Annotated in this window: 22 protein-coding genes; 13 read left to right on the forward strand and 9 right to left on the reverse strand. The window is 47.1% G+C overall.

What is annotated here, in order from left to right; all coding sequences use genetic code 11:
- Positions 1-46: 46 nt before the first annotated feature.
- The 4 genes from B5Z18_RS04185 to B5Z18_RS04210 all read right to left on the reverse strand — a co-directional run bounded on the left by B5Z18_RS04185 (position 47) and on the right by B5Z18_RS04210 (position 4,931).
- Positions 47-796, reverse strand: coding sequence for a L,D-transpeptidase family protein (locus B5Z18_RS04185; protein WP_079468130.1), 750 nt, complete (start codon positions 794-796; stop codon positions 47-49).
- Positions 797-1,059: 263 nt separating this feature from the next.
- The gene (locus tag B5Z18_RS04195) at positions 1,060-1,893 is read right to left on the reverse strand and encodes a hypothetical protein (protein WP_079468132.1); all 834 of its coding nucleotides are present in this window, start codon (positions 1,891-1,893) and stop codon (positions 1,060-1,062) included.
- Between the two features lie 700 nt (positions 1,894-2,593).
- Positions 2,594-3,724, reverse strand: coding sequence for a 4-hydroxyphenylpyruvate dioxygenase (gene hppD, locus B5Z18_RS04205; protein ID WP_079468134.1), 1,131 nt, complete (start codon positions 3,722-3,724; stop codon positions 2,594-2,596).
- A 49-nt stretch (positions 3,725-3,773) separates the two neighbouring features.
- Complete coding sequence (locus B5Z18_RS04210; protein ID WP_079468135.1) at positions 3,774-4,931, reverse strand: homogentisate 1,2-dioxygenase; 1,158 nt, start codon at positions 4,929-4,931, stop codon at positions 3,774-3,776.
- An 802-nt stretch (positions 4,932-5,733) separates the two neighbouring features.
- Here B5Z18_RS04210 and thrA point away from each other — a divergent pair.
- The 5 genes from thrA to rpe all read left to right on the forward strand — a co-directional run bounded on the left by thrA (position 5,734) and on the right by rpe (position 12,222).
- On the forward strand, positions 5,734-8,178 hold the full coding sequence (thrA, locus tag B5Z18_RS04215) for a bifunctional aspartate kinase/homoserine dehydrogenase I (protein WP_079468136.1): 2,445 nt from the start codon (positions 5,734-5,736) through the stop codon (positions 8,176-8,178).
- Positions 8,179-8,243: 65 nt separating this feature from the next.
- Complete coding sequence (locus B5Z18_RS04220) at positions 8,244-9,170, forward strand: homoserine kinase (protein WP_079468137.1); 927 nt, start codon at positions 8,244-8,246, stop codon at positions 9,168-9,170.
- Positions 9,171-9,191: 21 nt separating this feature from the next.
- Complete coding sequence (gene thrC / locus B5Z18_RS04225; RefSeq protein ID WP_079468138.1) at positions 9,192-10,487, forward strand: threonine synthase; 1,296 nt, start codon at positions 9,192-9,194, stop codon at positions 10,485-10,487.
- Between the two features lie 24 nt (positions 10,488-10,511).
- Positions 10,512-11,522, forward strand: a complete 1,011-nt coding sequence (locus B5Z18_RS04230; RefSeq protein WP_079468139.1) for a tetratricopeptide repeat protein — start codon at positions 10,512-10,514, stop codon at positions 11,520-11,522.
- 34 nt (positions 11,523-11,556) lie between these two features.
- The gene (gene rpe / locus B5Z18_RS04235; protein WP_079468140.1) at positions 11,557-12,222 is read left to right on the forward strand and encodes a ribulose-phosphate 3-epimerase; all 666 of its coding nucleotides are present in this window, start codon (positions 11,557-11,559) and stop codon (positions 12,220-12,222) included.
- Here rpe and B5Z18_RS04240 read toward each other — a convergent pair.
- Together B5Z18_RS04240 and B5Z18_RS04245 are read right to left on the reverse strand one after the other, a co-directional pair.
- Positions 12,203-12,592, reverse strand: coding sequence for a response regulator (locus tag B5Z18_RS04240; protein ID WP_079468141.1), 390 nt, complete (start codon positions 12,590-12,592; stop codon positions 12,203-12,205). The genes rpe and B5Z18_RS04240 overlap by 20 nt on opposite strands.
- A gap of 9 nt (positions 12,593-12,601) precedes the next feature.
- Positions 12,602-15,253, reverse strand: coding sequence for a PAS domain-containing protein (locus B5Z18_RS04245; RefSeq protein ID WP_079468142.1), 2,652 nt, complete (start codon positions 15,251-15,253; stop codon positions 12,602-12,604).
- 258 nt (positions 15,254-15,511) lie between these two features.
- Here B5Z18_RS04245 and purE point away from each other — a divergent pair, with 258 nt between their 5' ends.
- From purE to B5Z18_RS04265, 4 genes are all read left to right on the forward strand, one after another.
- Positions 15,512-15,967 carry a 5-(carboxyamino)imidazole ribonucleotide mutase gene (gene purE, locus B5Z18_RS04250; protein ID WP_079468143.1) on the forward strand — a complete coding sequence of 152 codons (456 nt, stop codon included), beginning with the start codon at positions 15,512-15,514 and terminating at the stop codon, positions 15,965-15,967.
- A gap of 99 nt (positions 15,968-16,066) precedes the next feature.
- On the forward strand, positions 16,067-17,023 hold the full coding sequence (locus B5Z18_RS04255; RefSeq protein WP_079468144.1) for a PhoH family protein: 957 nt from the start codon (positions 16,067-16,069) through the stop codon (positions 17,021-17,023).
- 260 nt (positions 17,024-17,283) lie between these two features.
- Positions 17,284-17,766, forward strand: a complete 483-nt coding sequence (locus B5Z18_RS04260; protein WP_079468145.1) for a nuclear transport factor 2 family protein — start codon at positions 17,284-17,286, stop codon at positions 17,764-17,766.
- A 231-nt stretch (positions 17,767-17,997) separates the two neighbouring features.
- A complete protein-coding gene (locus B5Z18_RS04265) occupies positions 17,998-18,537 on the forward strand; it encodes an inorganic diphosphatase (protein ID WP_200817196.1) in 540 nt (179 codons plus the stop codon).
- Positions 18,538-18,611: 74 nt separating this feature from the next.
- Here the strand turns inward: B5Z18_RS04265 and B5Z18_RS04270 are convergent, their stop codons facing one another.
- Complete coding sequence (locus B5Z18_RS04270) at positions 18,612-19,385, reverse strand: C40 family peptidase (protein ID WP_079468147.1); 774 nt, start codon at positions 19,383-19,385, stop codon at positions 18,612-18,614.
- A gap of 92 nt (positions 19,386-19,477) precedes the next feature.
- On the opposite strand from B5Z18_RS04270, the gene B5Z18_RS04275 reads away from it, so the two are divergent.
- The 4 genes from B5Z18_RS04275 (at position 19,478) to B5Z18_RS04290 (ending at position 22,161) form a co-directional block, all read left to right on the forward strand.
- A complete protein-coding gene (locus tag B5Z18_RS04275) occupies positions 19,478-20,053 on the forward strand; it encodes an RNA polymerase sigma factor (protein ID WP_079468148.1) in 576 nt (191 codons plus the stop codon).
- Complete coding sequence (locus B5Z18_RS04280) at positions 20,043-21,134, forward strand: tetratricopeptide repeat protein (protein ID WP_079468149.1); 1,092 nt, start codon at positions 20,043-20,045, stop codon at positions 21,132-21,134. Before B5Z18_RS04275 ends, B5Z18_RS04280 begins: the two co-directional genes overlap by 11 nt.
- A gap of 74 nt (positions 21,135-21,208) precedes the next feature.
- Positions 21,209-21,790 carry an RNA polymerase sigma factor gene (locus tag B5Z18_RS04285; protein WP_079468150.1) on the forward strand — a complete coding sequence of 194 codons (582 nt, stop codon included), beginning with the start codon at positions 21,209-21,211 and terminating at the stop codon, positions 21,788-21,790.
- A gap of 17 nt (positions 21,791-21,807) precedes the next feature.
- Entirely contained in the window at positions 21,808-22,161 is a 354-nt protein-coding gene (locus B5Z18_RS04290) for an anti-sigma factor family protein (RefSeq protein WP_079468151.1), read from the forward strand.
- A 35-nt stretch (positions 22,162-22,196) separates the two neighbouring features.
- Here the strand turns inward: B5Z18_RS04290 and B5Z18_RS04295 are convergent, their stop codons facing one another.
- Both B5Z18_RS04295 and clpB read right to left on the reverse strand, forming a co-directional pair.
- Entirely contained in the window at positions 22,197-22,676 is a 480-nt protein-coding gene (locus B5Z18_RS04295) for a nucleoside deaminase (RefSeq protein WP_079468152.1), read from the reverse strand.
- A gap of 108 nt (positions 22,677-22,784) precedes the next feature.
- On the reverse strand, positions 22,785-25,385 hold the full coding sequence (gene clpB, locus B5Z18_RS04300; RefSeq protein WP_079468153.1) for an ATP-dependent chaperone ClpB: 2,601 nt from the start codon (positions 25,383-25,385) through the stop codon (positions 22,785-22,787).
- Positions 25,386-25,411: the final 26 nt, after the last annotated feature.

Raw genomic sequence — 25,411 nt, forward strand, 5'->3', positions numbered from 1 at the left:
TATGACGACTTCCATCTACCCATCGGCCTGTGCAATGTGGCAACTGCTACAGGATGTATTTTCCTTTGTCGTCTACCAGTACAACCGGCAGGCGGTGGTGTTTTTCAAAATAATCGTACGCTGACCTGAGTTCCGCCCAGAATTGTTTGGAGGAATTGTCTGTCATTGTAAAGGTGCCCAGGTAGTTCATGGAACCTGGGTTGCCAAATTTCACAGGGAACACATGCACCGGTATGAAGTCCTGTCCTGCATTCTTTGCATTTACTGCTAAAATGTATACCTCATCAATGAACTCATCAGTTAAAGGAATACAGCCTACGGTGATACAATTGCCGTGGATATAGATTTCACCGCCCGGGTTTTTCGGATCGCTCAGGATGCGGTCTGAAAAATTCGGGTAGTTGATCCCCAGCGACAGGTGATAGTTACTGTTCGGGTTAAAATCGTTGATATAGTAGAATCCTTCCGGTACCTGCCGGTCGCCTTCCTTACGTTTAGGTCCCATTTTACCGGAGAGCGTACACACCCGGTAAGATTTGAACAAACGGAAAGTATCCTGGGGGTTATTTTTCACCCAGATTTCCATTTCACTGTCCAGTTTGAAGGAACGGACAAACATATATCTCGCAGGGTAAACAAGACCCTTCTTTTCGAATTCTTTTTTCAGCAACTCCTCCTTTTCACGGTATGCCTCCCCTACTTTGGGAAACATTTTCTGATTGTCGAGGAAAGATTGCTGGGCAAAAATTTTACCTGCACCCAACAAAATCAGGACGATTACAACAAGTCGCTTCATAATACTATTCAACAAATTTTAATGTTTATACCAGGTTTATATAAGCAAGATAAAACAATAACAGGGCAAAAATAAAATATATTACCATACTCACTTTCCTGTTGGCAATCTTCAATATATAGTGCTTGTGCCCCTGATAGATCAATATAGCCGTAAAGGCCTGGAAAATCCCACCTAACAAAAACAATACACCGAACAGCGTTTGCATCCTCATAAAAAACGGAACTCTTATTTTTATATTGTAAAGTTACGCGTTTATTACGTTACTGTAGCTTTATCCATTCCAGTTTTACGGTAGCCGCGTCCATGCCGGAACTGAAAGTGGCACGAACCGGGTACTTTCCATTATAGGCGTAGGTATAGGTATTGGTAACCACCCTGGAAGTGTTTGGGCTGCTGATGTTTTCGGTAAGCACGTTGTGGGCCGACAGGCTTCCGGCGCCGCCTTCCAGCAGGATGCCCAGCTCGGGCTGCAGCTGCTGCGGGTTCAGTTTGCGGTCGTAGGTATAACTAACGGACGACGTATACACGAACTTGCTGTACCCTGGCTGTTTTCCATAGGTATCCATCCGTTCTACATCTCCTTCCTGGTTCCAGGCATACTCCAGGTACCCACTGTTTTCCCAGCCGGCTTTGGCAGTGTTACGGCCAAACTGGTAGCGCCTGGCTAATTTACCACTGTTGTCATACACCAGGGAATCGTAGGAATACAGGGCATTGTCACGATAGTAGGTGATCTTCGATACCTTGTCGCTCTTGTACTCAAACGACAGGTAAGGCTCGCCGGTAACGGCTTTTTCATCGGCAGCCGACAGGCACTTCACCAGGCGGCCATTTTCGTATACCGGCAGCTGGATGTCGCTGTAGGTATCATTTTCTGATTTGCGCAGTTGTACAATTCTGCGGATGGTTTTGTCCGTGTTGTACTCCACCAGGGTTTGCCCCGCCGGTGATACTACTTTGTGCAGGTACGTTTGCTGATCGCCTCCGTTGTGGAGATTGATATGGTTGCCTTCGCTACGGAAAGCAGTAAGGACGGTGAACGATGTCACCAAAGCGGCATAGATAGCCCCGCGGGCTACGGAAGTTGTGAGCATAGGTTACAAATATTAAATATAAATATACTGTGTAAAAATAACTAAAGTGTGGCGAATGTGGGAAAAGACGCAATATATACGCGCATTTTCAGCGGACGGTTTAAAATAACGCGTTATTTACATATCGTTAACATTCGAATATATTTTATAATCGCCTTCGGCGATGCGGATTCTGTCTTTCTCCCGATTAGACTGATCAGGCTGATTACATTGATTTTATTTTTTAGAATTATTTTGATTTTAATAAAAAGATGAGGGAAGATCACAGCGAAATGCGCTGCGATCTTCCCTCATCTTTTACATCCAAAAAAGTGCGGATTTTGCCAGATTATGTTTATCTTTATAAAGTGCTTAAAACATTGATATTCAGTTTATTCCTCTGACGGAACCTGTTGAAAGAATGTTTCAGAACCCCCTATAGCACATTGATACACAATACGTTACCGATCAAGTCCACGTCACCTCCACATCACCTCCGCGTCAAGTCCATACCAAAGGCATGTGCTAAGTATGAACTAAGTATATGCAAAGCATCAGCTAAGCATGAGCTATTCCCTGTTCACGCCATAAATTCTCATCTCCTAAAGAAAAAAGTAAAATCAATGTAATCAGCCTAATCCTGAAAAGACAAAGTCCGCTCCGGGAAACCGGAGCGGACTGCAGTTAAAATAGTTGTAACCTCCCACCGGGAGTTGAAGAATTATAAATTACCGCGCAGCGCCTGTTCTCTTTCTATAGACTCAAACAACGCTTTAAAGTTGCCTTTACCAAAAGACTGCGCGCCCTTGCGCTGAATAATTTCAAAAAACACCGTTGGCCGGTCCTGGATAGGCTTGGTGAAAATCTGCAACAGGTACCCCTCATCATCACGATCCACCAGGATGCCTAACTTTTGCAACGGTGCAATCTCCTCATCAATCTTACCCACCCTGTCCAGCAAGGTTTCATAGTACACCGGCGGCACCGTGAGGAACTCTACTCCCCTGTTCTGCAGCTCAGTTACTGTTTTCACAATGTCGTTGGTAGCAATGGCCACATGCTGCACACCCGGCCCGCCATAGAAATCAAGGTACTCTTCAATCTGCGACTTTTTCTTTCCTTCTGCCGGTTCGTTGATCGGGAATTTCACACGGCCGTTACCGTTACTCATCACCTTACTCATCAAGGCAGAGTACTCGGTGGAAATATCGCTGTCGTCGAAAGAGATCAGGTTCCGGAAACCCATCACGCGCTCGTAAAATCCAACCCAGGTATTCATCTCATTCCAGCCTACATTACCTACGCAGTGATCTACATATAATAAGCCGGTGTCAGTTGGATTGTAATTCGTTTTCCATTCCTTGAAACCCGGCATAAACAGCCCTTTATAGTTTTTACGTTCTATAAAAAGATGCACGGTATCGCCATAGGTATGGATACCACTCCGTACTACTTCGCCAAATTCATCTTTCTCTGTAACCGGCTCCAGGTAAGGCGTAGCGCCGCGTTTCACCGTTTCCTCGTAAGCAGAGCGGGCATCGTCTACCCACAACGCCAGTACTTTCACGCCGTCGCCATGCTTGGCAACGTGACGGGCGATTTCCGTATCCGGTAACAGGGAGGTGGTGAGTACAAAGCGCAGTTTATTCTGCACCAGCACATAGGAAACCCTGTCTTTTACACCGGTTTCAGGACCGGCATAAGCTACCGACTGAAAGCCGAAAGCAGTTTTATAATAATGAGCCGCCTGCTTGGCGTTGCCTACATAAAACTCAACGTAGTCGGTACCGTTGAGTGGTAAAAAGTCCTGCTGACCGGTTAAGTTGTCCGCATTCACTAATGCTGTTTCCATAACATTCAATTGTTTTGGTTTTATAAGTTGGTTGGTTTTTGTGTATCATTTATTCTGCCCAGCTCATTACATAGCTGCCATCTTCAATACCCAGTGCTGCTTCGGTGATCTGGAGCGGGTGAAAGGTGTCTACCATCACTGCCAGCTCCTTTGTTTCCTTTGCGCCAATGCTTTTTTCCACGGCTCCGGGGTGAGGCCCGTGCGGAATCCCCGCAGGATGCAGGGTAATCATCCCCCGCACTACATGCTTACGGCTCATAAAGTCACCGTCTACATAATATAATACCTCATCACTGTCGATGTTACTGTGATTATACGGCGCAGGGATGGCCTGCGGGTGGTAATCAAATAACCGCGGACAGAAGGAACACACTACAAAGTTGTTGCCCTCAAAAGTCTGATGCACCGGTGGCGGCTGGTGTACCCGCCCGGTGATCGGTTCAAAATCGTGGATGGAAAAGGCAAACGGGTATTCGCATCCATCCCAGCCAACTACGTCGAAGGGATGATGTTTATAATGAATGGGATAAATCACCCCTTTCTTTTTAATCCGGATCAGGAAGTCGCCTTCCTCATCAATGGTTTCCAGGTGCTGTGGCTGCCGGATATCCCGCTCGCAGTAAGGGGAGTGCTCCAGCAATTGGCCGTATTTGCTCAGGTATCTTTTCGGATAACGGATAGGACTAAACGATTCTACAATAAACAGGCGGTTATCTTCCGTATTAAAAACAATCTGGTAAATAGTGCCGCGGGGCACCACCAGGTAATCGCCATAGCCGAACTCCAGCTGGCCATACTGTGTTTTCAACACACCACTGCCTTCATGTACAAAAATCATTTCATCTGCATCGGCATTTTTGTAAAAATATCCCTCCATACTTTTCCGGGGCGATGCCAGCACAATATGAAGATCACTGTTTACCAGCACGGCTTTGCGGCTATCTAAAAAGTCGTCTTCCGGCTTAATGTTGAACCCGATAAAGCTGCGGTGCTTCAGCATCTTCTCTTCTGCTACCTTTGGCGCAACGGAATAAGGTTCATCTACTTTTACAATCTCCGTAGGGGGGTGACAGTGATACAACAGGCTGGAGTGGGAAGAGAACCCCTCCGTGGAAAACAACTGCTCCGAATACAGCTGGCCGTCCGGTTTACGGAACTGGGTATGGCGCTTATGCGGTATTTGTCCTAGTTTATAATAATGTGGCATGACAGGTGGTTTGAGAAAATTGTTCTGGTGTACAATTAAAAGATTGAATGGGTGTATGATTCATTGTACTGGTGTATGATTCATATTTATATGATACAGCGCAACCTGCTGATGGCAGCAAAAATTAAGATACACATGCGCAGGAATAGCAACTGAATACTATTACAAAGTTACGGTATATAAACACGAAGGATGGCCGGTAGCGGCCGTTGGGAAAGGTTATGCCAAAGTCGAATCCATGGCAAGCGTGGCCATGAGAAAGTAGTAGTTAAGCTGACTGTTGCTTGTATATTTCAGTGAAATGGACAAGTGGCAATTGTTTAGGCGACTAAGGTAAGGAAAAACTGCGATTCCCAAATGATTTTTGTAATAAGCAGTATTCGGGAAGATAACAGTCATGAAATTGTCACCAAAACATCATTCTATCAAAAATCACAAATCACGAAATCACAACTACACGGTTTATATTTTGAATATAATTCTAAAAATTAGCCGTAATAAGTATCAAAAATCAACAAACGACCCTAATTTTAAAACATTTCTAAAAATAGCCACTGCGCTTTTATTTACCAGTGTAATTGTGGACTTTTGTTACAAAATCGTCATATTCCAATAGTGATACCGTTCTACACATACCAGTTCTCTTCGGTTTCTGCCTCCAGGCAGATAGCGGGCACTATGGCGACAACGACCACCATTATTACAACCCCACTGCGGGGTTAGTTTTCACATATTATCCAACGACCACAAGGGTGGTACATAACCGGGAGGACCCGGACTTATCTACGTATAAATTTTCCATATGCAAGTATTAAAATTTGGCGGCACTTCAGTGGGAAGCGCCAAAGCAATAGAACAGGTTTGCAACATCCTCAAACAATATAAACCTGCCGGTAAATATGCTATCGTTGTATCTGCACTTGGCGGGGTAACGGACAAGCTTATACGCTGCGGACAACTCGCGGAACAAGGCAACGAAGACTATAAAAGTGTATTACAGGAAATTGAAGCCAGGCACCTCGATACCATCCGTGAACTATTCCCTATCACCGCACAAAGCGGGCAAATCAGCCAGCTGAAGAAAAAACTCAATGCCCTCGAAAACCTCTGCGATGGCATCTTCCAGGTAGCAGAACTCAGTCCACGTACCCTGGATAAAATCATGAGCTACGGCGAACTGATGTCCTGCGTAATAGTAGCCGAGAAACTGAAACAACAGGGATTCTCCGCTACCTGTAAAGACAGCCGTGAACTCATCGTAACAGATAACCACTTCGGCCATGCCGCCGTTAACTTTGTTGCCACCAATCACCATATTACACAGTTCTTTGCACAGTCGCCCGCCGACTATGTAGTACTGCCAGGCTTTGTAGCCGCTACCCCCGATGGCGAAACCACTACCCTCGGCCGCGGCGGCTCCGACTATACCGCCGCTATCGTAGCTGCTGCCGTAAATGCAGCCGTACTCGATATCTGGACAGATGTCAGCGGCATGATGACCGCCGACCCACGCATCGTATCACAGGCCATTCCTATCTCACACATCTCTTATGTGGAAGCAATGGAGCTGTCGCACTTCGGCGCCAAAGTCATCTATCCCCCCACCATCCAGCCGGTGATGAGTAAACGCATCCCCATCTGGATCAAAAATACTTTTGCCCCGGAAGATCATGGCACCCTCATACAGGACAGCGCCGACCGCAGCTTCCCCGTAACAGGCATCTCCGGTATCCCCAACATCGCCCTGCTCACCCTCGAAGGTAGCGGCATGGTGGGCATCCCAGGGTTCTCCAAACGGCTGTTTGAATCCCTCTTACGGGAACGCATCAACGTAATCCTTATTACCCAAAGCTCTTCCGAACACTCTATTACCGTAGGTATCCATGAAGCAGATATGCTGAAAGCCAAAACTGCGGTAGACAGTGAGTTTGCACAGGAAATAAGCGAAAAACGGATAGAACCTCTCCTCGTGGAAAAAGACCTTTGCATCGTGGCCGTAGTAGGTGATAAAATGAAAAACCATCACGGCACCAGCGGTAAGCTTTTTGGCACCCTGGGCAGGAATGGTGTGAACGTAAGGGCCATCGCGCAGGGATCTACCGAAAAAAATATCTCCGCGGTGATCAACAAAGCCGATATCAAAAAAGCACTGAACGTAATGCACGAAACCTTTTTTGAAACACCCCTCAAACAGGTGAACCTCTTTATCGCCGGCGCAGGAAACGTAGGCAGCAAACTGCTGGAACAACTGGAACAACAGCAATACTACCTCCAGCATGAACTGGGTTTGCAGATCCGGGTAACCGGCCTGGCCAACAGCCGCCATACCCTCATCAGCGAAGCAGGCATCACGTTGCTGGACTGGCGCGAACAACTGGAAAAGGCCAACCATATCAGCACCGCCGATTTCGTGCAGCAAATAAAAAACCTAAACCTCCGCAACAGCGTATTCGTGGATAATACCGCCAGCAGCGACATCGCAGCTGTATACCACGAATTCCTGCAACACGGTATTTCCGTAGTTACCTGCAATAAAATCGCCTGCTCATCAGACTACGCCTATTATAAACAACTGAAAGACCTCGCCCGCAAATACAACGCTTCCTTCCTGTTTGAAACCAACGTGGGAGCAGGACTACCGGTTATCAATACACTGAATGACCTGATCCGCAGCGGCGACAAAGTACACAGCATCGAAGCCGTGCTATCCGGCAGCCTCAACTTCGTGTTCAACCATTTCTTAAATGGCACCAGCTTCCGCGAAGTAGTGAAAGCCGCACAGGATGAAGGCTACACTGAACCCGATCCGCGCATCGATCTGAGTGGTAAAGACGTAATGAGAAAGATCCTCATCCTGGCCCGTGAAAGCGGCGCCGCCATTGAAATGGATGAAATCACCAACCATTCGTTCCTGCCCGCCGAATGCCTCGACGCCCCTTCTGTACCCGCCTTCTATGAAGAGCTGGATGTACATGCCGGTCACTTCCAGGGACTACGCGAAGCTGCCGACGCCGAAGGCAAACGCCTCAAGTTTGTAGCCCGCTATGAAGATGGCAAAGCCTCTGTAGGACTGCAAAGCGTGGCTCCCGATCATCCGTTCTTTAAACTGGAAGGCAAGGACAATATCGTGCTGTATACCACCAGCCGGTATAAAGACCAGCCGCTGATCGTAAAAGGCGCAGGAGCAGGAGCAGATGTTACCGCTTCCGGCATCTTTGCAGACATCATCCGGAGCGCCAGATTGTAAACTTTCCATGAATTGAGTTGCAATCCTGACAATCAATTATTAAATTAAACTAACTTAAAGGTGATATGGACAGTATAAAAGTATTTGCGCCGGGAACAGTGGCCAATGTAGCTTGTGGCTTTGACGTAATCGGACTGGCGCTGGACGCGCCGGGAGATGAAATGATCCTTCGCAGGAGCAGCGAACCAGGCATCCGCATTACTGCCATCCACGGTGCGGACCTGCCCCTGGAAACATCGCGCAATGTAGCCGGCGTAGCCGTTCAGGCATTATTACAGAAATACGACCAGCCGGATATCGGTATCGAAATAGAGATCTTTAAAAAGATCCACCCCGGCAGCGGCATCGGCTCCAGCGCCGCCAGCAGCGCCGGCGCGGTGGTAGGCGTCAATCATTTACTGGGAGAACCCTTCACCAAAAAACAACTGGTAAGGTTTGCGATGGAAGGTGAACGGCTGGCCTGCGGCTCCGCCCACGCGGATAACGTAGCCCCCGCCATCCTCGGTGGCTTCACACTGGTAAGAAGCTACCGCCCACTGGATATTACCACGCTTCATACCCCGGAACACCTGTGGGTTACCGTGATACATCCGCAGATAGAAGTAAAAACGTCTGACGCCCGCGAAATACTGAAACAAAAAGTACTCATGACAGATGCCATCCGGCAATGGGGCAACGTAGGCGCACTGGTAGCCGGGCTTTACCAGGACGATTATGAACTGATCAGCCGCTCGCTGGAAGATGTGATCGTGGAACCCATCCGCTCCATCCTCATCCCGGCTTTCCACGAACTGAAACTGAAATGTAAAGAAGCCGGCGCCCTGGGCGGCGGTATCTCCGGTTCCGGCCCCTCTGTTTTTATGCTCAGCAAAGGAGAAGAAAATGCCCGCAAAGTAGCGGCTACGATGGATAGCGTTTACGCACCACTTGGCGTGGATTATAAAATCTACGTTTCCCAGATTAACACCGCCGGTGTAAAAGTGATTGACTAACTAATTAACAACGTTTTATTCATGCAGTATTTCAGCTTACAGAACAAGCAGCACCAGGTAAATTTCGAAACAGCAGTAGTACAGGGATTAGCACCAGACAGAGGACTCTATTTTCCGGAACAGATACCAACGCTGGATAAAGACTTCATCAATAACCTGCATAATTATACGGACCACGAGATCGGACTACAAGTAATCCGCCCGTTTGTAGGCGATGAAATACCCGAAGAAGCATTAAAAAAGATAGTAACCGATACCTTACATTTTCCTTTCCCGGTACAGAAAGTAACCGGTCATACTTACGCCCTGGAACTGTTTCACGGCCCTACCCTCGCATTTAAAGATGTGGGCGCGCGCTTTATGGCAGGCTGCCTCGGCTACTTCCGCCGTAACAGCACCACCCCGGTAACCGTACTGGTAGCCACTTCCGGCGATACCGGCGGCGCCGTGGCCAATGGATTCTATAATGTTCCCGGCGTGGAAGTAGTGATCCTCTACCCTTCCAATAAAGTAAGTGTGCTGCAGGAAAAACAACTCACCACACTGGGCAATAATATTCATGCACTGGAAATAGAAGGCACTTTCGACGACTGCCAGCAACTGGTGAAAACCGCTTTCCTCGACCAGGAACTGCAGGCACGCCGCCCGCTCACCAGCGCCAACTCCATCAACGTAGCCCGCTGGCTGCCGCAGATGTTCTACTATTTCCTGGCATACAAACAAATGAAGGCAGCACATCCCAAACTCGTGTTCTCCGTACCCAGCGGCAACTTCGGCAACATCTGCGCAGGCATGATGGCCGCCGCTATGGGATTACCGGTATCACACTTTGTAGCTGCCACCAATATCAACGATACGGTTCCCCGCTTTATGGAAAGTGGTAAATATGAACCAGGCAAAGCATCGCCTACCATGTCTAACGCAATGGATGTGGCAGACCCCAGTAACTTTGTACGGATCCTGGAACTGTTTGGCAACAGCCTCCCCTCCCTCGCAGAAAAACTTACGGCTTACAGCTTTAATGATAAAGATACCGCCCGCACAATGGAACAGGTATGGAAAGAAAACCATTATATGCTGGACCCTCATGGCGCCGTGGGCTTCATGGGACTGCAACGTTACCTGGAACATTCACCGGAGCTGACAGGCGTTTTCCTGGAAACAGCCCACCCCGTGAAATTTGAAGACACCGCCCCTAAATCTATCCGGGAAGAAATATATACTCCCGCAAAGGTGATGTCTTTATATGGTAAGGAAAAACAGGCTACCCTGCTGGCTGCCGACTATCCTGCTTTCAAAAACTGGTTAATGCAATAATGATTCTGTAGTTTTGGCGCCAGTATGAAGTATTTACCTATCCTCCTGTTATTGATGGGTGCGCAGGCATGTAACAATGCCGGCACCCGGCAGCAGAATACTGCCAGCCGCCCGGACTCCGTGTTGTACAGCGATATCATCCGGCCGGTAACGGATTCTATTTCACAGTTTCCCAACAGTCCCGATCTGTATTACCATCGCGCACTGCTGCTGTTTAATACCAACCCGGCACTGGCGCAGGCCGATTTTGAAAAGGCCGCCTCCCTGATGCCGGCAAACACCGACTACTGGGCCGGCGCCGGTGAAGCCGCCCTGATCGTGAATGATTATAAAAAAGCGGCCGCAAATTTTCAGCAGGCCCTGGCTACCGCTCCCGGCTATACGTACCTGGAATACCGCCTCGCCACTGCGCTGATAGAAAATAAACAATACGCCGAAGCAGACAGCATCGCTAACGTGCTCGCACAAACGACAGATGCCCGTGATAAGGCATTCTACCTGAAAGCCCGCATGGCGGAAGATAAACAGGATACCACCACGGCTATCCGTCACCTTACCTCCGCTATTCATGCCGCCGGTAAACAACCTGAATTTGAAGCCGTGATGGAACTGGGCGACCTGCTCCGCAGCCGCAAAGCCACCGCCGCCCTCAACTATTACCAGCAGGCATGGCAACTGGATACCACCAACGCATATCCTTTATTTGAAGCGGCACAGTTCCAGGAAGAACTGGGCGATCTGTCCGCTGCACTCAATGCCTACCGGAAATGCATCGTGGCTGATCCCGGCTTTGAACCGGCCTACCTGGCGCTGGGGAAAATTTACAGCAATAAAAAAGACTGGAAAACGGCTTACACCTATTACAACCTGGCGGCCAAATCGGCTCCAACAGATGCATGGGCGTATTACTACCGGGCAACTGCACACGAACAACTGGGCAACAAAACCCAGGCGATAGAAGACTATACAAAAGCTACTTCCTTTAAGAAAGATTTCAGTGAAGCAAAGGAAGCCCTGAGAAGATTGAACCCGTAATTACTTAAATTTACATCATTCAAAAATAGAGCACTTGGAAAAACATCCTGTTTTAGTGGCGCCATCTTTACTGGCAGCAAATTTCCTGGAGCTGGGAAAAGAAGTGGATATGGTAAACCGCAGCGAAGCCGACTGGTTCCATCTCGATGTGATGGACGGACGGTTTGTACCAAATATCAGCTACGGCTTACCCGTGATTGCGCAAATCAGGAAGAAAGCGCAGAAACCCTGTGATGTACACCTGATGATTGAAGAACCGGAAAAATACGCAGCCGACTTCAAAAAGGCCGGCGCCGATATACTCACCGTACACTTCGAAGCCTGTATCCACCTGCACCGGAATATCCAGCAGATCAAGGGTCTGGGTATGAAAGCCGGTGTGGCGCTGAACCCTCACACCCCCGTGGGCATGCTCGAAAATGTGATCCGGGATATTGATGTAGTGCTGATCATGAGCGTGAACCCCGGCTTCGGCGGACAAACATTTATCGAACAAACCTATCAGAAAATAAGACAACTGAGACAACTGATCACAGATAATCATGCACATGCGCTCATTGAAGTAGATGGCGGCATAGGCACCGATAACGCCGGACAACTCATCCAGGCGGGCGCAAATGTATTAGTGGCAGGCAGTGCCATCTTCTCCTCTGCCGATCCTGAAAAAACTATTCACGCACTCAAGACAAGTGCGCAATAATTTCCTTTGATAATGGCTTGGTGAGATATCCTGTTACAAAATTGTAAGCATTCACACGTTCCCTGTCCTTTTCATCAATGGAGGAAGTCAGTACAAAAATCCTGATTTGCTTCGGCAACTGCGCCTGAAAAACAGCATATTCTTCCAGGAACTCCCAGCCATCCATTATAGGCATATTAAGATCCAGCAGTATAAGATCCGGTAAGGCCTGCGCTTCTCCCGCATTTTCCCGGAGAAGATCCAGTACATCCTGTGCGTCGGAAAATACACGGATATTACTACTGATAGCCTGACGTTCGATCATGATTTTGGCAATCTGCTGGTGAATCGGGTCATCATCTACAATAAAAATCGTATTGATTAAACTCATAAAGGGGGTTTATTCTGATCTAAAAGTAATAATAAATTTGGTTCCCTCTCCGGGATGACTTTCTGCTCTTATATTACCACCCATTGCTTCCACCTGGGTTTTAGTGATAAATAAGCCAATTCCCTTCGCATCTTTATTTTTATGGAAGGTTTTACGGAAGCCAAAAAGTTTGTTGCCAAACCGCTCCATATCTATTCCCACCCCGTTGTCTTCCACGCTCAGGATGATGTTGTCGTTTTCCTTCCAGCTCCGTAAATGCAATGCAGGTGTGCGTTCCGAAGAACGGTACCGGATAGCGTTGGTAATGAAATTCTGGAGGATGCTGTCGAGGTATACCCGCGGGTATTCAATCACCGGCTCATCATCAAAATCATAGGTGATCTGGATATTGCTGGTTTCAATATCTACCAGCAAAACGTCCCTTACCTTCTGTAATCTTTCGGCAAACAACAGTTTTTCTTTCTCCACATTCACATCTTTCCGGATCTGCACCACTTCCACGAGGTCGTTCAGCGTTTCATCAATCTTCTTGATCACCTCGTGTACCATGCCCAGGTAAAGATCCCTTTCCTGCTGGGCGGCAGCTTCATTGTGCATCTGCATCAGCGCCTTCAGGTTGGCAATAGGCGCCCGGAGGTTATGGGAGGTGATATGGGCAAAATCTTCCAGCTGCTTGTTCTGGTTCAGCAGGTTCTTGTTCAGGTTAGACAGTTGCTCGTTCGCCTTCCGCAGCTCTTTCTGCAATTTCCGGCTGTCGGTGATATCACGCATAAACACTGAGATCCCGCCATCCTGCATGGGAGTAAGCAGGAAATCGTACCATTTGTCCACCCCGGGGAAGTAGATGCCGAACGACTGTGACGCCTGCTGCTGGATACATTCCTGCAGCCGCGCATAAAACACGGTTCCGCTCAGGCGCGGAAACTCCTCAAAGATATTATTGCCCATCGCCACCGGATGGCCGATCATTTTCTCTGCCTTCCGGTTCAGGAAATTGAGGTTCCCTGATTTCTCCATCGCGGCATATCCCATATCAATAGTGTCAAAGAAAAGACGCATCAGCTCTGTGTTCCTGGTAAGTGCGTCCCTGATTTCCAGTTGTTCGGTGATGTCCTGCACTACCCCGTACATACGTACCATCCGGCCGTTTTCATACCCTGGCTGCCCGATGGACCTTACCCTTTTTACCTGTTGTTTGGAAGAGATGATGGTGAGCTGTGCATCGAAGGGTTTGCCCGTTTCTATACATTGCCGCATCAGCCCCTCGATGCTTTCCCGGGCCTCCGGTGTATAATACCCCAACGCTTTTTCAAGGTCGATGCGGGTGTCTACCGGGCAGTCGTGTATGTGGTACGACTGGTCCGTCCACCGCACCTGGCCACTGTCTACATCCAGCTCCCAGCCGCCTATTTTGCCAATGGTACCCGTTTGTTGCAGGAACTCCTGGTTCTTCTTGATCTCCAGCTCCTGTAGTTTCTTGTCCGTGATATCATTCACCAGTGCTACCACGATCATCTCCTTGTCTACCGGCTCAATCACCGGAAACACGGTCAGGTCAAGGTATACTTCCCTGTCTACGGTTGTCCATCGCTTGTCCTGCGAAAAATCGATCCGCTTTTCCACGCGGAGCAATTTATTCTGTTCCAGGGCCTGTACAAATAGTTTGTCCAGCTCAAACATGGTGGCCAGTTCATCGTTCATTACGTTGAAAGGCTGACGGCTGACGGGATGCGGCGAATTAAAGAAGAAACGTTGTGTTTGATTGATCCGGCGGATAAAGCCAAAATTATCAAACTGGATATAGCCGATAGGCAGGTTCTCGATGATATTGTCGAGGAGCCGTTCGCTTTTCTGGAGACTGAGTTCCGATAATTTTTTTTCTGTGATATCATCCAGTATCAGGAAGATATTGTCCATATTCCGTTGCTGGTCTGTGAGCGGGAATATGGTGGCTTCAAAGTATACCGGATAAAGCCGGGTAATGTTTTCGTGGTGTTTCTCGCGGTAGCTGAGGAGGATTTCCTTTTTGATAGTCTTCCCGGTTTTCCGGGCTTCCTCAAACATACCAGCGAGGCCATTAAGCCGGTAGAAAGGATCTTTCAGCCATTTATAATCCGGTTGGGTAAAGAAGGCGTGGTGTTTTCCCCAGATCTGCCGCTGGCGGCTGTTCATGTCCATATTATCGCCATCCGGTGAAAACTGCTGCAATCCGAGGGGCAGGTTTTCCAGCACCTGGCCGTAGTACACTTCATTACGGGCACGTTTGATTTCAGTGAGTTTACGTTCGGTGATATCGATGCCGATCAGCATGCAGTGTGTAAAGGCGCCGGTTTCACTGAAAAACGGGGTAATACCTGCTTCCAGCCACAGTTGGGTATCTGCCGCGTTGATAAGAAAACACAGTTGTTCCTGTACCGGTTTTCCTTCTGTCAGGGTTTTCCAGAGATTCTGCCAGTGTTCCGGGTGCGCAGGCCGGAAGAGCGCGGTAAAAGGGCAGCCGGTGAAGGGGCCGTCTGATGGCTGCAATGCCGCTATCACCTGCGTATTAACCGCAGTCACCGCACCTGCTGCATCTATGGTAACAGAGAGTGCAAAGGCATTAATAGCGGTTTCAAGATGCTGTAAGTGGCTGTAATGCTGTTCCAGCATAACTACATTCATATGATAGCAGAATCTAAGATCGTTGTGTCAGGAAACGCCTAAAGTAGGCATTATATAATAAAAAACACTATTAGGCAGGTAAAAGTAATAAAATGTTGCGGAAAGGTCAATTCCCTACAAACGCACAATTAACAGGGGAAAGAGTGGATTGGTTCAATCATTTATCCACCTGTTGTGGATTTTGAGTTTTCCGAAATTGTTAAACGATCAATATCTTTGAGGTAACTTATTACATTATTATTTTTTAAATATTATCAGATGAAAGTTTTGATTATCATGGGTTCCGAGAGTGACAAGCCTGTAATGGAAGAATCTCAGAAACATTTGCAGTATTTTGGAATTGAAAATGAGATGATAGTAGCTTCTGCTCACCGCAATCCTGATAAAGTAAGAGAGTTGTGTATAACCGCTCAGGAAAAGGGTTTTGGCGTAATTATTGCCGCGGCGGGCATGGCAGCAGCCTTACCGGGAGTTGTATCAGCTTACACTTCGCTGCCTGTTCTGGGAGTTCCTTTAGATGGTGGTTTACCGGGTGGTATTGACGCTTTGTATTCAATTGTACAGATGCCTGCAGGTTTACCGGTAGGTACACTGGCAGTTGGAAAAGCAGGTGCACGTAACGCAGCTATACTGGCCGCACGTATCCTGGCTTTGGGCAACAAAGATATCGCTGCTAAAGTAGAAGCCTTTAAACAGAACGGGTACAGGATTTAGTGATAGCTTAACAATGGCATCCTCCAGGTTATACAAGATTTAAATATATTCGGATTGAAAAATACCGATCATTTCCTGGACAATTAAACCTTAGAATCATTGACTGAATCCATTATCAATTTAGACAGTATTAATCCCATTGAGTTTTTCGGCGTTAACAACGGAAAGCTTGATCTGCTGAAAAAGAAATTCCCATTGCTTAAGATCCTGTCCAGGGGCACCCAGTTAAAATTGAGTGGGGCACCGGAAGAAGTGGCTACAGCGGAGGAAAAAATCGGTCAGATCGTTAAATACCTGGAACGGAACGGTAACCTGACAGAGAACTATTTTGAACAGATTCTGGGAGATGAGGAAGGCACCAGGATCGACAATTTCAGCGAGCGTAATCCCAATGAAGTATTGGTGTTTGGACCCAACGGCAGAACCGTAAGGGCCCGTACATCCAATCAGAAAAAGATGGTAGCGCTGGCCGAAAAGAACGACATCATTTTCGCAATAGGTCCTGCCGGTACCGGTAAAACCTATACCGCCGTAGCTTTGGCGGTTCGTGCGCTCAAAAACAAAGCAGTTAAAAAGATCATTCTAACCCGCCCTGCGGTGGAAGCAGGCGAAAGCCTCGGTTTCCTGCCGGGAGATCTCAAAGAAAAGATCGATCCATATCTGCGGCCATTGTACGATGCGCTGGATGATATGATCCCTGCAGAAAAGCTGAGTTACTACATGACCAACCGCGTCATTGAAATTGCACCATTGGCGTATATGCGTGGACGTACCCTGGATAACTCCTTTATTATCCTGGATGAAGCGCAGAATGCCACCGACCTGCAGATCAAGATGTTTCTAACCCGTATCGGCGCATCTGCACAGGCCATCATCACCGGTGACCTTACACAGATAGATTTACCCAAAAATCAGCAATCCGGTCTGGAAAGGGCTACCCGCATCCTTCGTAACATCGATGGTATCGGGCATGTGGAACTTGATGAAGAAGATGTGGTAAGACACCGGCTTGTAAAAGCCATCATCAAGGCTTATGAAGCCAATAAAGAAAAATAAGGCATGCGGATATCCTGTTATCCGATAGCTGGTTATTTGTTTGGACGGCACAGCCACCAGGCAGATAATCAGCTATCAAAATAACAATTATCTCAATATTTAACTCTTTGTTAACGGCGATTGCCGTAAGTTCACCTGTTTTTATCCGAGGGAGACCTTCAGTCCGGAAGCCTGTGATTGTGCTGAGCTATAGCTGATGACTTTGCAGTATTGAAGTTTACCCCTATTTTTGTTGTGATATATTATAATTTATCGACCGCATGACCAATTTTTTTCGAATCATGACACTGGCATTGATTACAACGTTGCTGTTAGGCAGTTGTAAGAAAAGGGCTTCCCCCGAAGAGGTAGCGCTGGCGTTTATGCATGCGATTCAGGATTCGAACTACGACCAGGCCAGGGATTATGCCACAAAAGAATCCCAACAGGTATTACAGATCTATGCCATCTTTGACGGCCGCCGCAGTGGCGCAGAAAGGGAAAAAATTAAAAACGCCCGCATCGAGGTAGTCAATATCGAAGAAAACGGCGATAAAGCGGCTGTTACAATACTGAATTCCTCCGCCCATCAGAAAGAAGTCCTGCAGATGGTGAAAGAAAACGGCCAGTGGAAAATTTCCCTGACGTTCGACAGCATCATTCCCAATTACACACCCCAAACCGGTGGTAATGCTGCCTTTGACTCTACTGCTTTGCCGGCAGACAGCGCACCTGTTAATAGCCTGTCGGCGCCCGGAAACTAAATAATTACCGCCCTCTTTTGTATTTTACACAAAAGGAAAGGATAATTTTTAGCTATTAACGGCTAGTTCCCTTAATTTTGCCACGCATTAATGATCAGATGTGTGGCTTATTCCTGTTTTTACTTACCGGAAACCTGACCATATCTCCATGAAAAGTGAGGTGAGTACTTTATTCACTTTTCAACATTAATCCAATATTGAACAATAAACCTTAAAGTAAAGTAGATTATTATGATGACAAATCCCTGGCACAGTGTGAGTCCCGGCTCTGAAGTGCCTAATGTTGTAAATGCAATTATAGAAATTCCAAAGGGATGCCGCGCTAAATATGAACTGGATAAAGAAAGCGGTTTGCTGAAACTGGACCGGGTTTTATATTCTTCTGTATACTATCCTGCCAATTACGGCTTTATTCCACAATCTTACTGCGATGACCATGATCCGCTGGATATCCTGGTAATCTCCCAGATCGAATGTGTTCCCATGTGTATCATCGATGCCAAAATCATCGGCGTAATGCAAATGATAGACGGCGGCGAAGCTGATGATAAAATCATCGCGGTAGCAGCCAACGATATGAGCGTAAACTACATCAACGATATTACCGAACTGCCTCCTCACTTCATCGACGAAATGCGCCATTTCTTCGAAGAATATAAAAAACTGGAAAAGAAAACCGTTGTGGTGGAAGAATTCCAGAATAAAGAGAAAGCAAAACAGATTATTCTCCAAAGCTTTGAAGATTACCGTAAAATTTTCAAACAGAGCTAAGCTGCCAACAAATAACTTTATAAAAAAAGCAGCAGGGATAATCTCTGCTGCTTTTTTTCCTTCAGGCCATACGGCTAAAAGTATCTCTTTATAATCCGCAGATGATGCGTACGCAAACCTGTATCCGCATTTATAATCCCTTCGTTATCTATCGGATCTATCCGTACCTTTCCGGAAGAATGGATAATTTCATGATCGTTCAGCAAAATACCAACATGCGTAATCCGCCCCTCTTCATTGTCGAAAAAGGCGAGATCCCCCAGGCGCGCTTCCTGTAAAAAATCAACAATATGCCCCTGGGTAGCCTGCTGGTAAGCATCCCGCAAAAGCGGAATACCGGATAGCTTAAACACGTTCTGCGTAAAACCGGAACAGTCCACACCAAAAACACTGGAACCACCCCAGAGGTACCCGGTGTTCAGAAACTGCGTTGCAGCGCTTTTTAAGGCAGTAATATCTACAGGGGCGGGATGGGTAAGCGAAAGGGGCTTATCCTCAAATTTTACAGCAATAGTTCCCCACTGCGTGGAAATATCGCTGTCGCTCTTCACCAGGCACCCAAATGGCACCAGCATAGGCTGGCCGTTCATGGTAACCCGGTTTACCCAGCCCGGAAAATAATACTTCGCAGGCGCCAGGTACAGCGGTTCATCTATTATTTCCAGGTGGGCAGTGGTGGCCCAGCCGGTATATCCGTCGTATTGGTTTTTCACTTTCACCCAGCCGTCGGGAGCTGTTTCGGTGATCTCCACCCCTGCTCCCCATAAGAGCTGGGAAATCATTTCGCTTTTATGTGAGGCAGTACTCCTTAATGGCGCAACTGGCACAATGACAATGGCGTATGGCATATTAATTGTATAAATCCCTTTTACTATTCAATAATCTTATGCGCTAAATGAACTTTTTCCGCTTTTGTACGTAAATATAAAGTAATAAGTTTATGCAACAACAGTTAACCAATTTATCGGACAAAGAGTTAATATCCCGCGCCAGGAAACAGCTTGACCGGGAGGCAGAAGGCGTATTGATGGACAGGTACAGTCATTTACTGGTTGCTGTGACAATTCCTTATCTGAGTAGCCAACCTAACCTCGACCCCAACATTGTTTTCCCCGCCCTGCTGCAAAGACTAAATGCCAGTCTTAAAACGCAAACCATCTACAAAGCCAACGAATGGATCCTGCATATACAGAAAGGATATCTCGGGAAACCTGAAAAGAACATCCCCTTCTATCCATCCCGCGACGGAAGAGACCTGCTGCATATCGAAAATACGGTAGACAAAGCCGCTACCAATATCATCGACCGCCAGGACCTCATTGTACGGCTGGAACAGGCCCTCCAACGGCTGAGTGCAGATGACAACGCACTAATCACGCAATTCTATCTTGAAAATAAATCCTTTGCCGACCTTACAGCTGCTACCGGACTTCCCAGGGAGAAGTTAAGATCGCAACTCAAAGCCGCCAAAGCAAAACTTGCCAAGTTATTCATGAACCAGGGATATGCAAAGTAACAAACCGAATAATGAGAAAGTACTGAAGATCTTTTCTGCCATCCGGTGCCTTAGCAGGGACCAGCTGCCCCGTTATATGGAAGGCAGGCTGACCGACGTGGAACGCCACCTGGTAGAACAACACCTCACCGACTGCGATCTCTGCTACGATGCATTAACCGCATTAGAGCAGGAAGAAAACACCGAAAGATACCAGGACCTTACCAATAAGCTGCAACGCTATGTACAAAACAGCATACAGCCTGTTTCGCATGTGCAGAAAATAGCGCAATACACCCGCAAGGAAAAGAACAAGGAAAACATGCTCGCCTACTTCTGGATCATTGCCTTCATTGGTCTCGGTGTAGGCAGCGTGTATGTATTACGCGGACATATACGGAACCAGCCACCTGTACGCATCATGGCATCATCAGTGCCGCAAAAAGACTCCGTACGTGAAGAAGTGGCAACGGGCGTTCCACTGGTAACAGCCGCAGAAAATAATGCCGGAACTACAACAACACCGGCTCCTGCTGCCACCCCTGCCACGCAAACATCCGCCAAACCAGCAACTACCCCGGTTCACCCCGACTCTGCCGCGCTGAAAAAAGCAGCCGCTTTAAAAGCCCTGCAAAAGAAAGCCGCAGCAGACAGTATCAGAAAACATACATTACTGCAAAAACAGGCCGATTCCCTGAAAAAGGAAACCGCCGATAAAGCTGCAGCCGCCAAAGCAAAAGAAGAAGAAAAAAAACCGGATCAAAAACCGGAACAGAAACCCGTTCAAAAAGAAAAAGAACAGGCGCCCCCACCGGAACCTGCTAAAAGAGAAACCCCCTCCACCGCTGTTAACAGTGATGAATACCTGTACAAAGCAGCAATGGTATACCAGCAACAGGGCAACCTCAATGAAGCCATTAGCAGGTATAAGAGAATAGAATCCGTGAGCTCAGGCAAATACGTGGAAATGGCCCGCTATCAACTCGCTATCTGCTACCGCAGCAAAGGACAGGCAGGCAAAGCCCGCCGCATGTTCAAAGAAGTGATCCGGATGGATGGCTCCATGAAAGCCGCTGCCCAACAGGCATTGGATAGTATGTAAAAAATAAAATATCAAAATAATTATGGATTTTTGCAAATGCTGCATCTTAGATGCAGCATTCCATTTATTAGCCTGTGAATAATCCAGACATACAACAACTAACAGACCAGGAGCTACTGCAACGGTTCAAAGCTGATAATAACAGTGATTGGATAGGTGTGCTGTTTGACCGGTATGCCCTGCTTTTGCTGGGTATGTGCATGAAATACCTGAAGAATGAAGAAGATGCACGCGACGCCGTGCAGCAAATCTTTCTCAAGATGTTATCCGACATCAACAGGCACGACATCCAGTATTTCCGGGCCTGGATCTACCAGGTAACAAAAAATTACTGCCTGATGCAACTCCGGCAGAAACATATGAAATACAAGGAAGAAATCTCCGATAAACATATGGGCGGTATTGCCGCTGATCCCGAAGATAAACAGGTGTACCAGGAAAAGGATATCTTGCTGGAAAATATGGGGCAGGCTATGAGCCAGCTAAACCCCGAACAGAAAATCTGTGTTGAACTGTTTTACCTGCAAAAGAAATCCTATCAGGAAATTGCTGATCAAACCGGGTATAGCCTCCTCCAGGTTAAGAGCTATATCCAGAATGGAAAGAGAAACCTGAAACTTTTATTGGAAAAACAACAACGCGCAAACAAAAGTTAATTTGCATCAATAGTGATATGAACGAGCATTTCAACGATATCTTTGTAACTACAAGCTGTCCTACGCAACAGCAGCTGCTGGACTATGTACAGGGCAAGCTGTCTGCGGAAGAACAACATGAAGTAGAAATGCACCTGTCTGACTGTGAGCTTTGCAGTGATGCACTGGAAGGACTGGCTGCGATAAAAGATAAGGAGAAGATTCCAGGATGGATTATCGAAATGAAATGGAGTCTTCTTAAAAAATTACACAAACGATACAGGACCAGGAGAAAATCAGAAAATTATATATCCCTTGCCGTTATTATTCTCTGCATTCTTTTCTTACTGCTCGCATTGTTCTGGGCCTACCATTTCTCTATAAGACATTAGCGGAGGGAAAATATTCCCTCCGCTGTATTTTGCAGCTAGTATAACTTCTTATCTCCCTTTTCTTTCCATCTCCGGAAAACATTCAACGCCTCAGGATCAGGTAAAGCAATCAGCGGAATCTTTTTATCCGTATGATCCTTCTCTATTTCCCGGTAAATAAACGAATCATCAAAATCAATTGCGGCGGCATCTTCCTTCGTATTGGCGTAGTAAACACGCTGCGGCCTGGCCCAGTAAATAGCGCCCAGGCACATCGGGCAGGGTTCACAGGAAGTATATATTTCGCAGTCGTGTAACTGGAAAGTACCCAGCCTCTTACACGCCTCGCGGATAGCCACTACTTCTGCGTGAGCAGTGGGGTCTGTACTTGTGAGCACCTGGTTCCAGCCCTCTCCTACAATCTCATCGCCCCGCACTACGATCGCGCCAAAAGGACCGCCGTCACCGTTGTCCATTCCTTTACGCGACAAGGCAATGGCATGCTGCATAAATCTTCTTTCTCTTTCTCCCGGCATACGCTTACTTTTTGATTTATTCAAATTTAACGAAAGCTGACCACACATAAAAAAGCCCCGCGAAGAATCGCGGGGCTTATCGTTAACTATGTATCGTCGTATTTAGAATTACTTGTTTCTGATTACTACTACGCCATCAAACACATCAATCAACACTGGTTTGGATTTGTCAATATCGCCTGCCAGTATCTTCTTACTTAACAGGTTAATGATCTCCTTCTGGATGAGGCGTTTCAGCGGTCTTGCACCAAACTGCGGGTCGTAACCCTGTACAGAAAGATATTCGAGCGCATAGTCTGAAAATTCCAATATCATGCCATTTTTCGCTACCATATCCTTCAGTTGCTGTAACTGAATGTTAATTATTCCCTTAATTTCACTTCTCAGCAATGGCTGGAACATAATCACTTCATCTACCCTGTTCAGGAACTCCGGACGGATGGTTTGTTTCAGCAATGCCATCACTTCTTCTTTCGTTTTATCTACTATCTCATCCCGGTTGGTATCGTTAATGTTTTCAAAATTTTCCTGGATGATATGGCTACCCATGTTACTGGTCATGATGATGATGGTATTCTTGAAATTCACCACACGGCCTTTGTTATCCGTTAACCGGCCATCGTCCAGTACCTGTAACAAAATGTTAAAGGTATCCGGGTGTGCTTTCTCAATTTCATCCAGCAGTATCACAGAGTATGGTTTACGGCGTACGGCTTCTGTCAGCTGGCCACCTTCATCATATCCCACATATCCCGGAGGCGCTCCTACCAGGCGGCTCACAGAGTGTTTCTCCTGGTATTCACTCATATCTATACGCGTCATCATGTTCTCATCGTCAAACAGGTACTCGGCCAATGCTTTGGCCAGCTCTGTTTTACCAACACCGGTAGTACCGAGGAAGATGAATGAACCGATAGGTCTGCGCGGATCCTGCAATCCTGCGCGGCTGCGGCGGATAGCATCAGACACTGCTATGATAGCTTCTTCCTGCCCTACTACACGCTGATGCAGCTCTTCTTCGAGGTGCAGTAATTTATCCTTTTCGCTCTGCATCATTTTTGATACCGGGATGCCCGTTGCCTTTGCCACGTTTTCCGCGATATCTTCCGCGTCTACTTCTTCTTTAAGAAGACGTTTGTGATTAGCAGATATTTTATTCAGCTCTTCTGTAAGATCTGTTACCAGTTTTTCCTGTTCTTTTATTTTACCATAACGGATTTCCGCCACCCGGCCGAAATCACCGTTACGCTCTGCCTGTTCGGCTTCCAGCCGCAGGTTTTCAATGGCCGATTTGGCGTTCTGGATCTGGTCCACCACTTCTTTCTCTGCCTGCCATTTTGCTTTGAACGTATTCCTTTCTTCTCCCAGCCGTGCTATTTCTTCACCCAGCTCACGTAACTTATCTTCATCATTTTCTCTTTTAATCGCTTCCCTTTCAATTTCCAGCTGACGGATCCTTCTTTCCAGTTCATCCAGTTCTTCCGGCATGGAATTCATTTCCAGCCTCAGTTTAGCCGCGCTTTCATCGATCAGGTCAATAGCCTTGTCCGGTAAAAAGCGGTCTGTTATATAACGATGCGATAATTCTACCGCAGCAATAATTGCTTCATCTTTGATAAGTACGTGGTGATGACTTTCATATTTCTCTTTCAGTCCACGTAAAATGGAGATGGCATCTTCCACGGAAGGTTCATCTACCAGCACCTTCTGGAAACGGCGTTCCAGGGCTTTATCTTTCTCGAAATATTTCTGGTATTCATTCAGGGTGGTGGCGCCAATGGCACGGAGTTCACCTCTTGCCAGGGCCGGTTTCAGGATATTGGCAGCATCCATTGCGCCTTCCATAGCGCCGGCGCCTATCAGCGTGTGGATCTCATCTATAAAGAGAATGATCTCCCCATTGCTTTCGGCTACTTCTTTTACCACGCCTTTCAATCTTTCTTCAAACTCACCGCGGTATTTGGCGCCCGCCATCAAAGCGCCCATGTCGAGGGCATAAATGATCTTTGACTTCAGGTTTTCAGGTACGTCGCCGTTAATGATCCGGTGGCCCAACCCTTCTACGATGGCAGTTTTACCAACACCGGGTTCACCCACCAGGATAGGATTGTTTTTAGACCTGCGGGAGAGAATATGCAGGGTTCTGCGGATCTCCTCATCACGGCCGATTACCGGGTCGAGCTTCCCTTCCCGGGCCATTTCGTTCAGGTTCTTGGCGTATTTCTGAAGGGTATTGTATTGGGTTCCGCCGCTCTGGGAATTAACGGTATCACCTTTACGGAGTTCCCGGATGGCAGCTTTGAGTCCCTTTTCAGTAAGACCGGCATCTTTCAGCAATTTGGCAGTATCGTCGTTACCGCCGAGGATGCCCAGGAGCAGGTGCTCCACGCTTACAAATTCATCTTTAAATTCCTTGATGGCTGCTCCTGCACGCAGGATCACGTTGTTGGCGTCGCGGCTGAGCGACTGACCGCCCTCGCCTCCCACCATACGTGGGTATTTATTGATCTGCTCATTTAACTTATTATTTACAAATGAGGTGTTTACATCATTCTTCTTTAATAAGTATTCAATCGGGCTATCTTCATCATTTAATAAAGCTTTGAGCAGGTGCCCGGTTTCAATAGACTGATTTTGATTATTAAAGGCCAGTTGCTGGGCCTGTTGCAGTATTTCCTGCGATTTTATAGTGAAATTATTCAAGTTCATATGTGTTGTTTTTTCTCCTTTTTTGA

The sequence above is a fragment of the Chitinophaga ginsengisegetis genome (assembly GCF_900168065.1).
In the GTDB taxonomy this organism is placed as follows: domain Bacteria; phylum Bacteroidota; class Bacteroidia; order Chitinophagales; family Chitinophagaceae; genus Chitinophaga; species Chitinophaga ginsengisegetis.

Coding starts and splice junctions, on each gene's coding strand:
- B5Z18_RS04185 (WP_079468130.1), bottom strand. CDS start 796: ATGAAGCGACTTGTTGTAATCGTCCTGATTTTGTTGGGTGCAGGTAAA.
- B5Z18_RS04195 (WP_079468132.1), bottom strand. CDS start 1,893: ATGCTCACAACTTCCGTAGCCCGCGGGGCTATCTATGCCGCTTTGGTG.
- hppD (WP_079468134.1), bottom strand. CDS start 3,724: ATGGAAACAGCATTAGTGAATGCGGACAACTTAACCGGTCAGCAGGAC.
- B5Z18_RS04210 (WP_079468135.1), bottom strand. CDS start 4,931: ATGCCACATTATTATAAACTAGGACAAATACCGCATAAGCGCCATACC.
- thrA (WP_079468136.1), top strand. CDS start 5,734: ATGCAAGTATTAAAATTTGGCGGCACTTCAGTGGGAAGCGCCAAAGCA.
- B5Z18_RS04220 (WP_079468137.1), top strand. CDS start 8,244: ATGGACAGTATAAAAGTATTTGCGCCGGGAACAGTGGCCAATGTAGCT.
- thrC (WP_079468138.1), top strand. CDS start 9,192: ATGCAGTATTTCAGCTTACAGAACAAGCAGCACCAGGTAAATTTCGAA.
- B5Z18_RS04230 (WP_079468139.1), top strand. CDS start 10,512: ATGAAGTATTTACCTATCCTCCTGTTATTGATGGGTGCGCAGGCATGT.
- B5Z18_RS04240 (WP_079468141.1), bottom strand. CDS start 12,592: ATGAGTTTAATCAATACGATTTTTATTGTAGATGATGACCCGATTCAC.
- B5Z18_RS04245 (WP_079468142.1), bottom strand. CDS start 15,253: ATGAATGTAGTTATGCTGGAACAGCATTACAGCCACTTACAGCATCTT.
- purE (WP_079468143.1), top strand. CDS start 15,512: ATGAAAGTTTTGATTATCATGGGTTCCGAGAGTGACAAGCCTGTAATG.
- B5Z18_RS04260 (WP_079468145.1), top strand. CDS start 17,284: ATGACCAATTTTTTTCGAATCATGACACTGGCATTGATTACAACGTTG.
- B5Z18_RS04265 (WP_200817196.1), top strand. CDS start 17,998: ATGATGACAAATCCCTGGCACAGTGTGAGTCCCGGCTCTGAAGTGCCT.
- B5Z18_RS04270 (WP_079468147.1), bottom strand. CDS start 19,385: ATGCCATACGCCATTGTCATTGTGCCAGTTGCGCCATTAAGGAGTACT.
- B5Z18_RS04275 (WP_079468148.1), top strand. CDS start 19,478: ATGCAACAACAGTTAACCAATTTATCGGACAAAGAGTTAATATCCCGC.
- B5Z18_RS04280 (WP_079468149.1), top strand. CDS start 20,043: ATGCAAAGTAACAAACCGAATAATGAGAAAGTACTGAAGATCTTTTCT.
- B5Z18_RS04290 (WP_079468151.1), top strand. CDS start 21,808: ATGAACGAGCATTTCAACGATATCTTTGTAACTACAAGCTGTCCTACG.
- B5Z18_RS04295 (WP_079468152.1), bottom strand. CDS start 22,676: ATGCCGGGAGAAAGAGAAAGAAGATTTATGCAGCATGCCATTGCCTTG.
- clpB (WP_079468153.1), bottom strand. CDS start 25,385: ATGAACTTGAATAATTTCACTATAAAATCGCAGGAAATACTGCAACAG.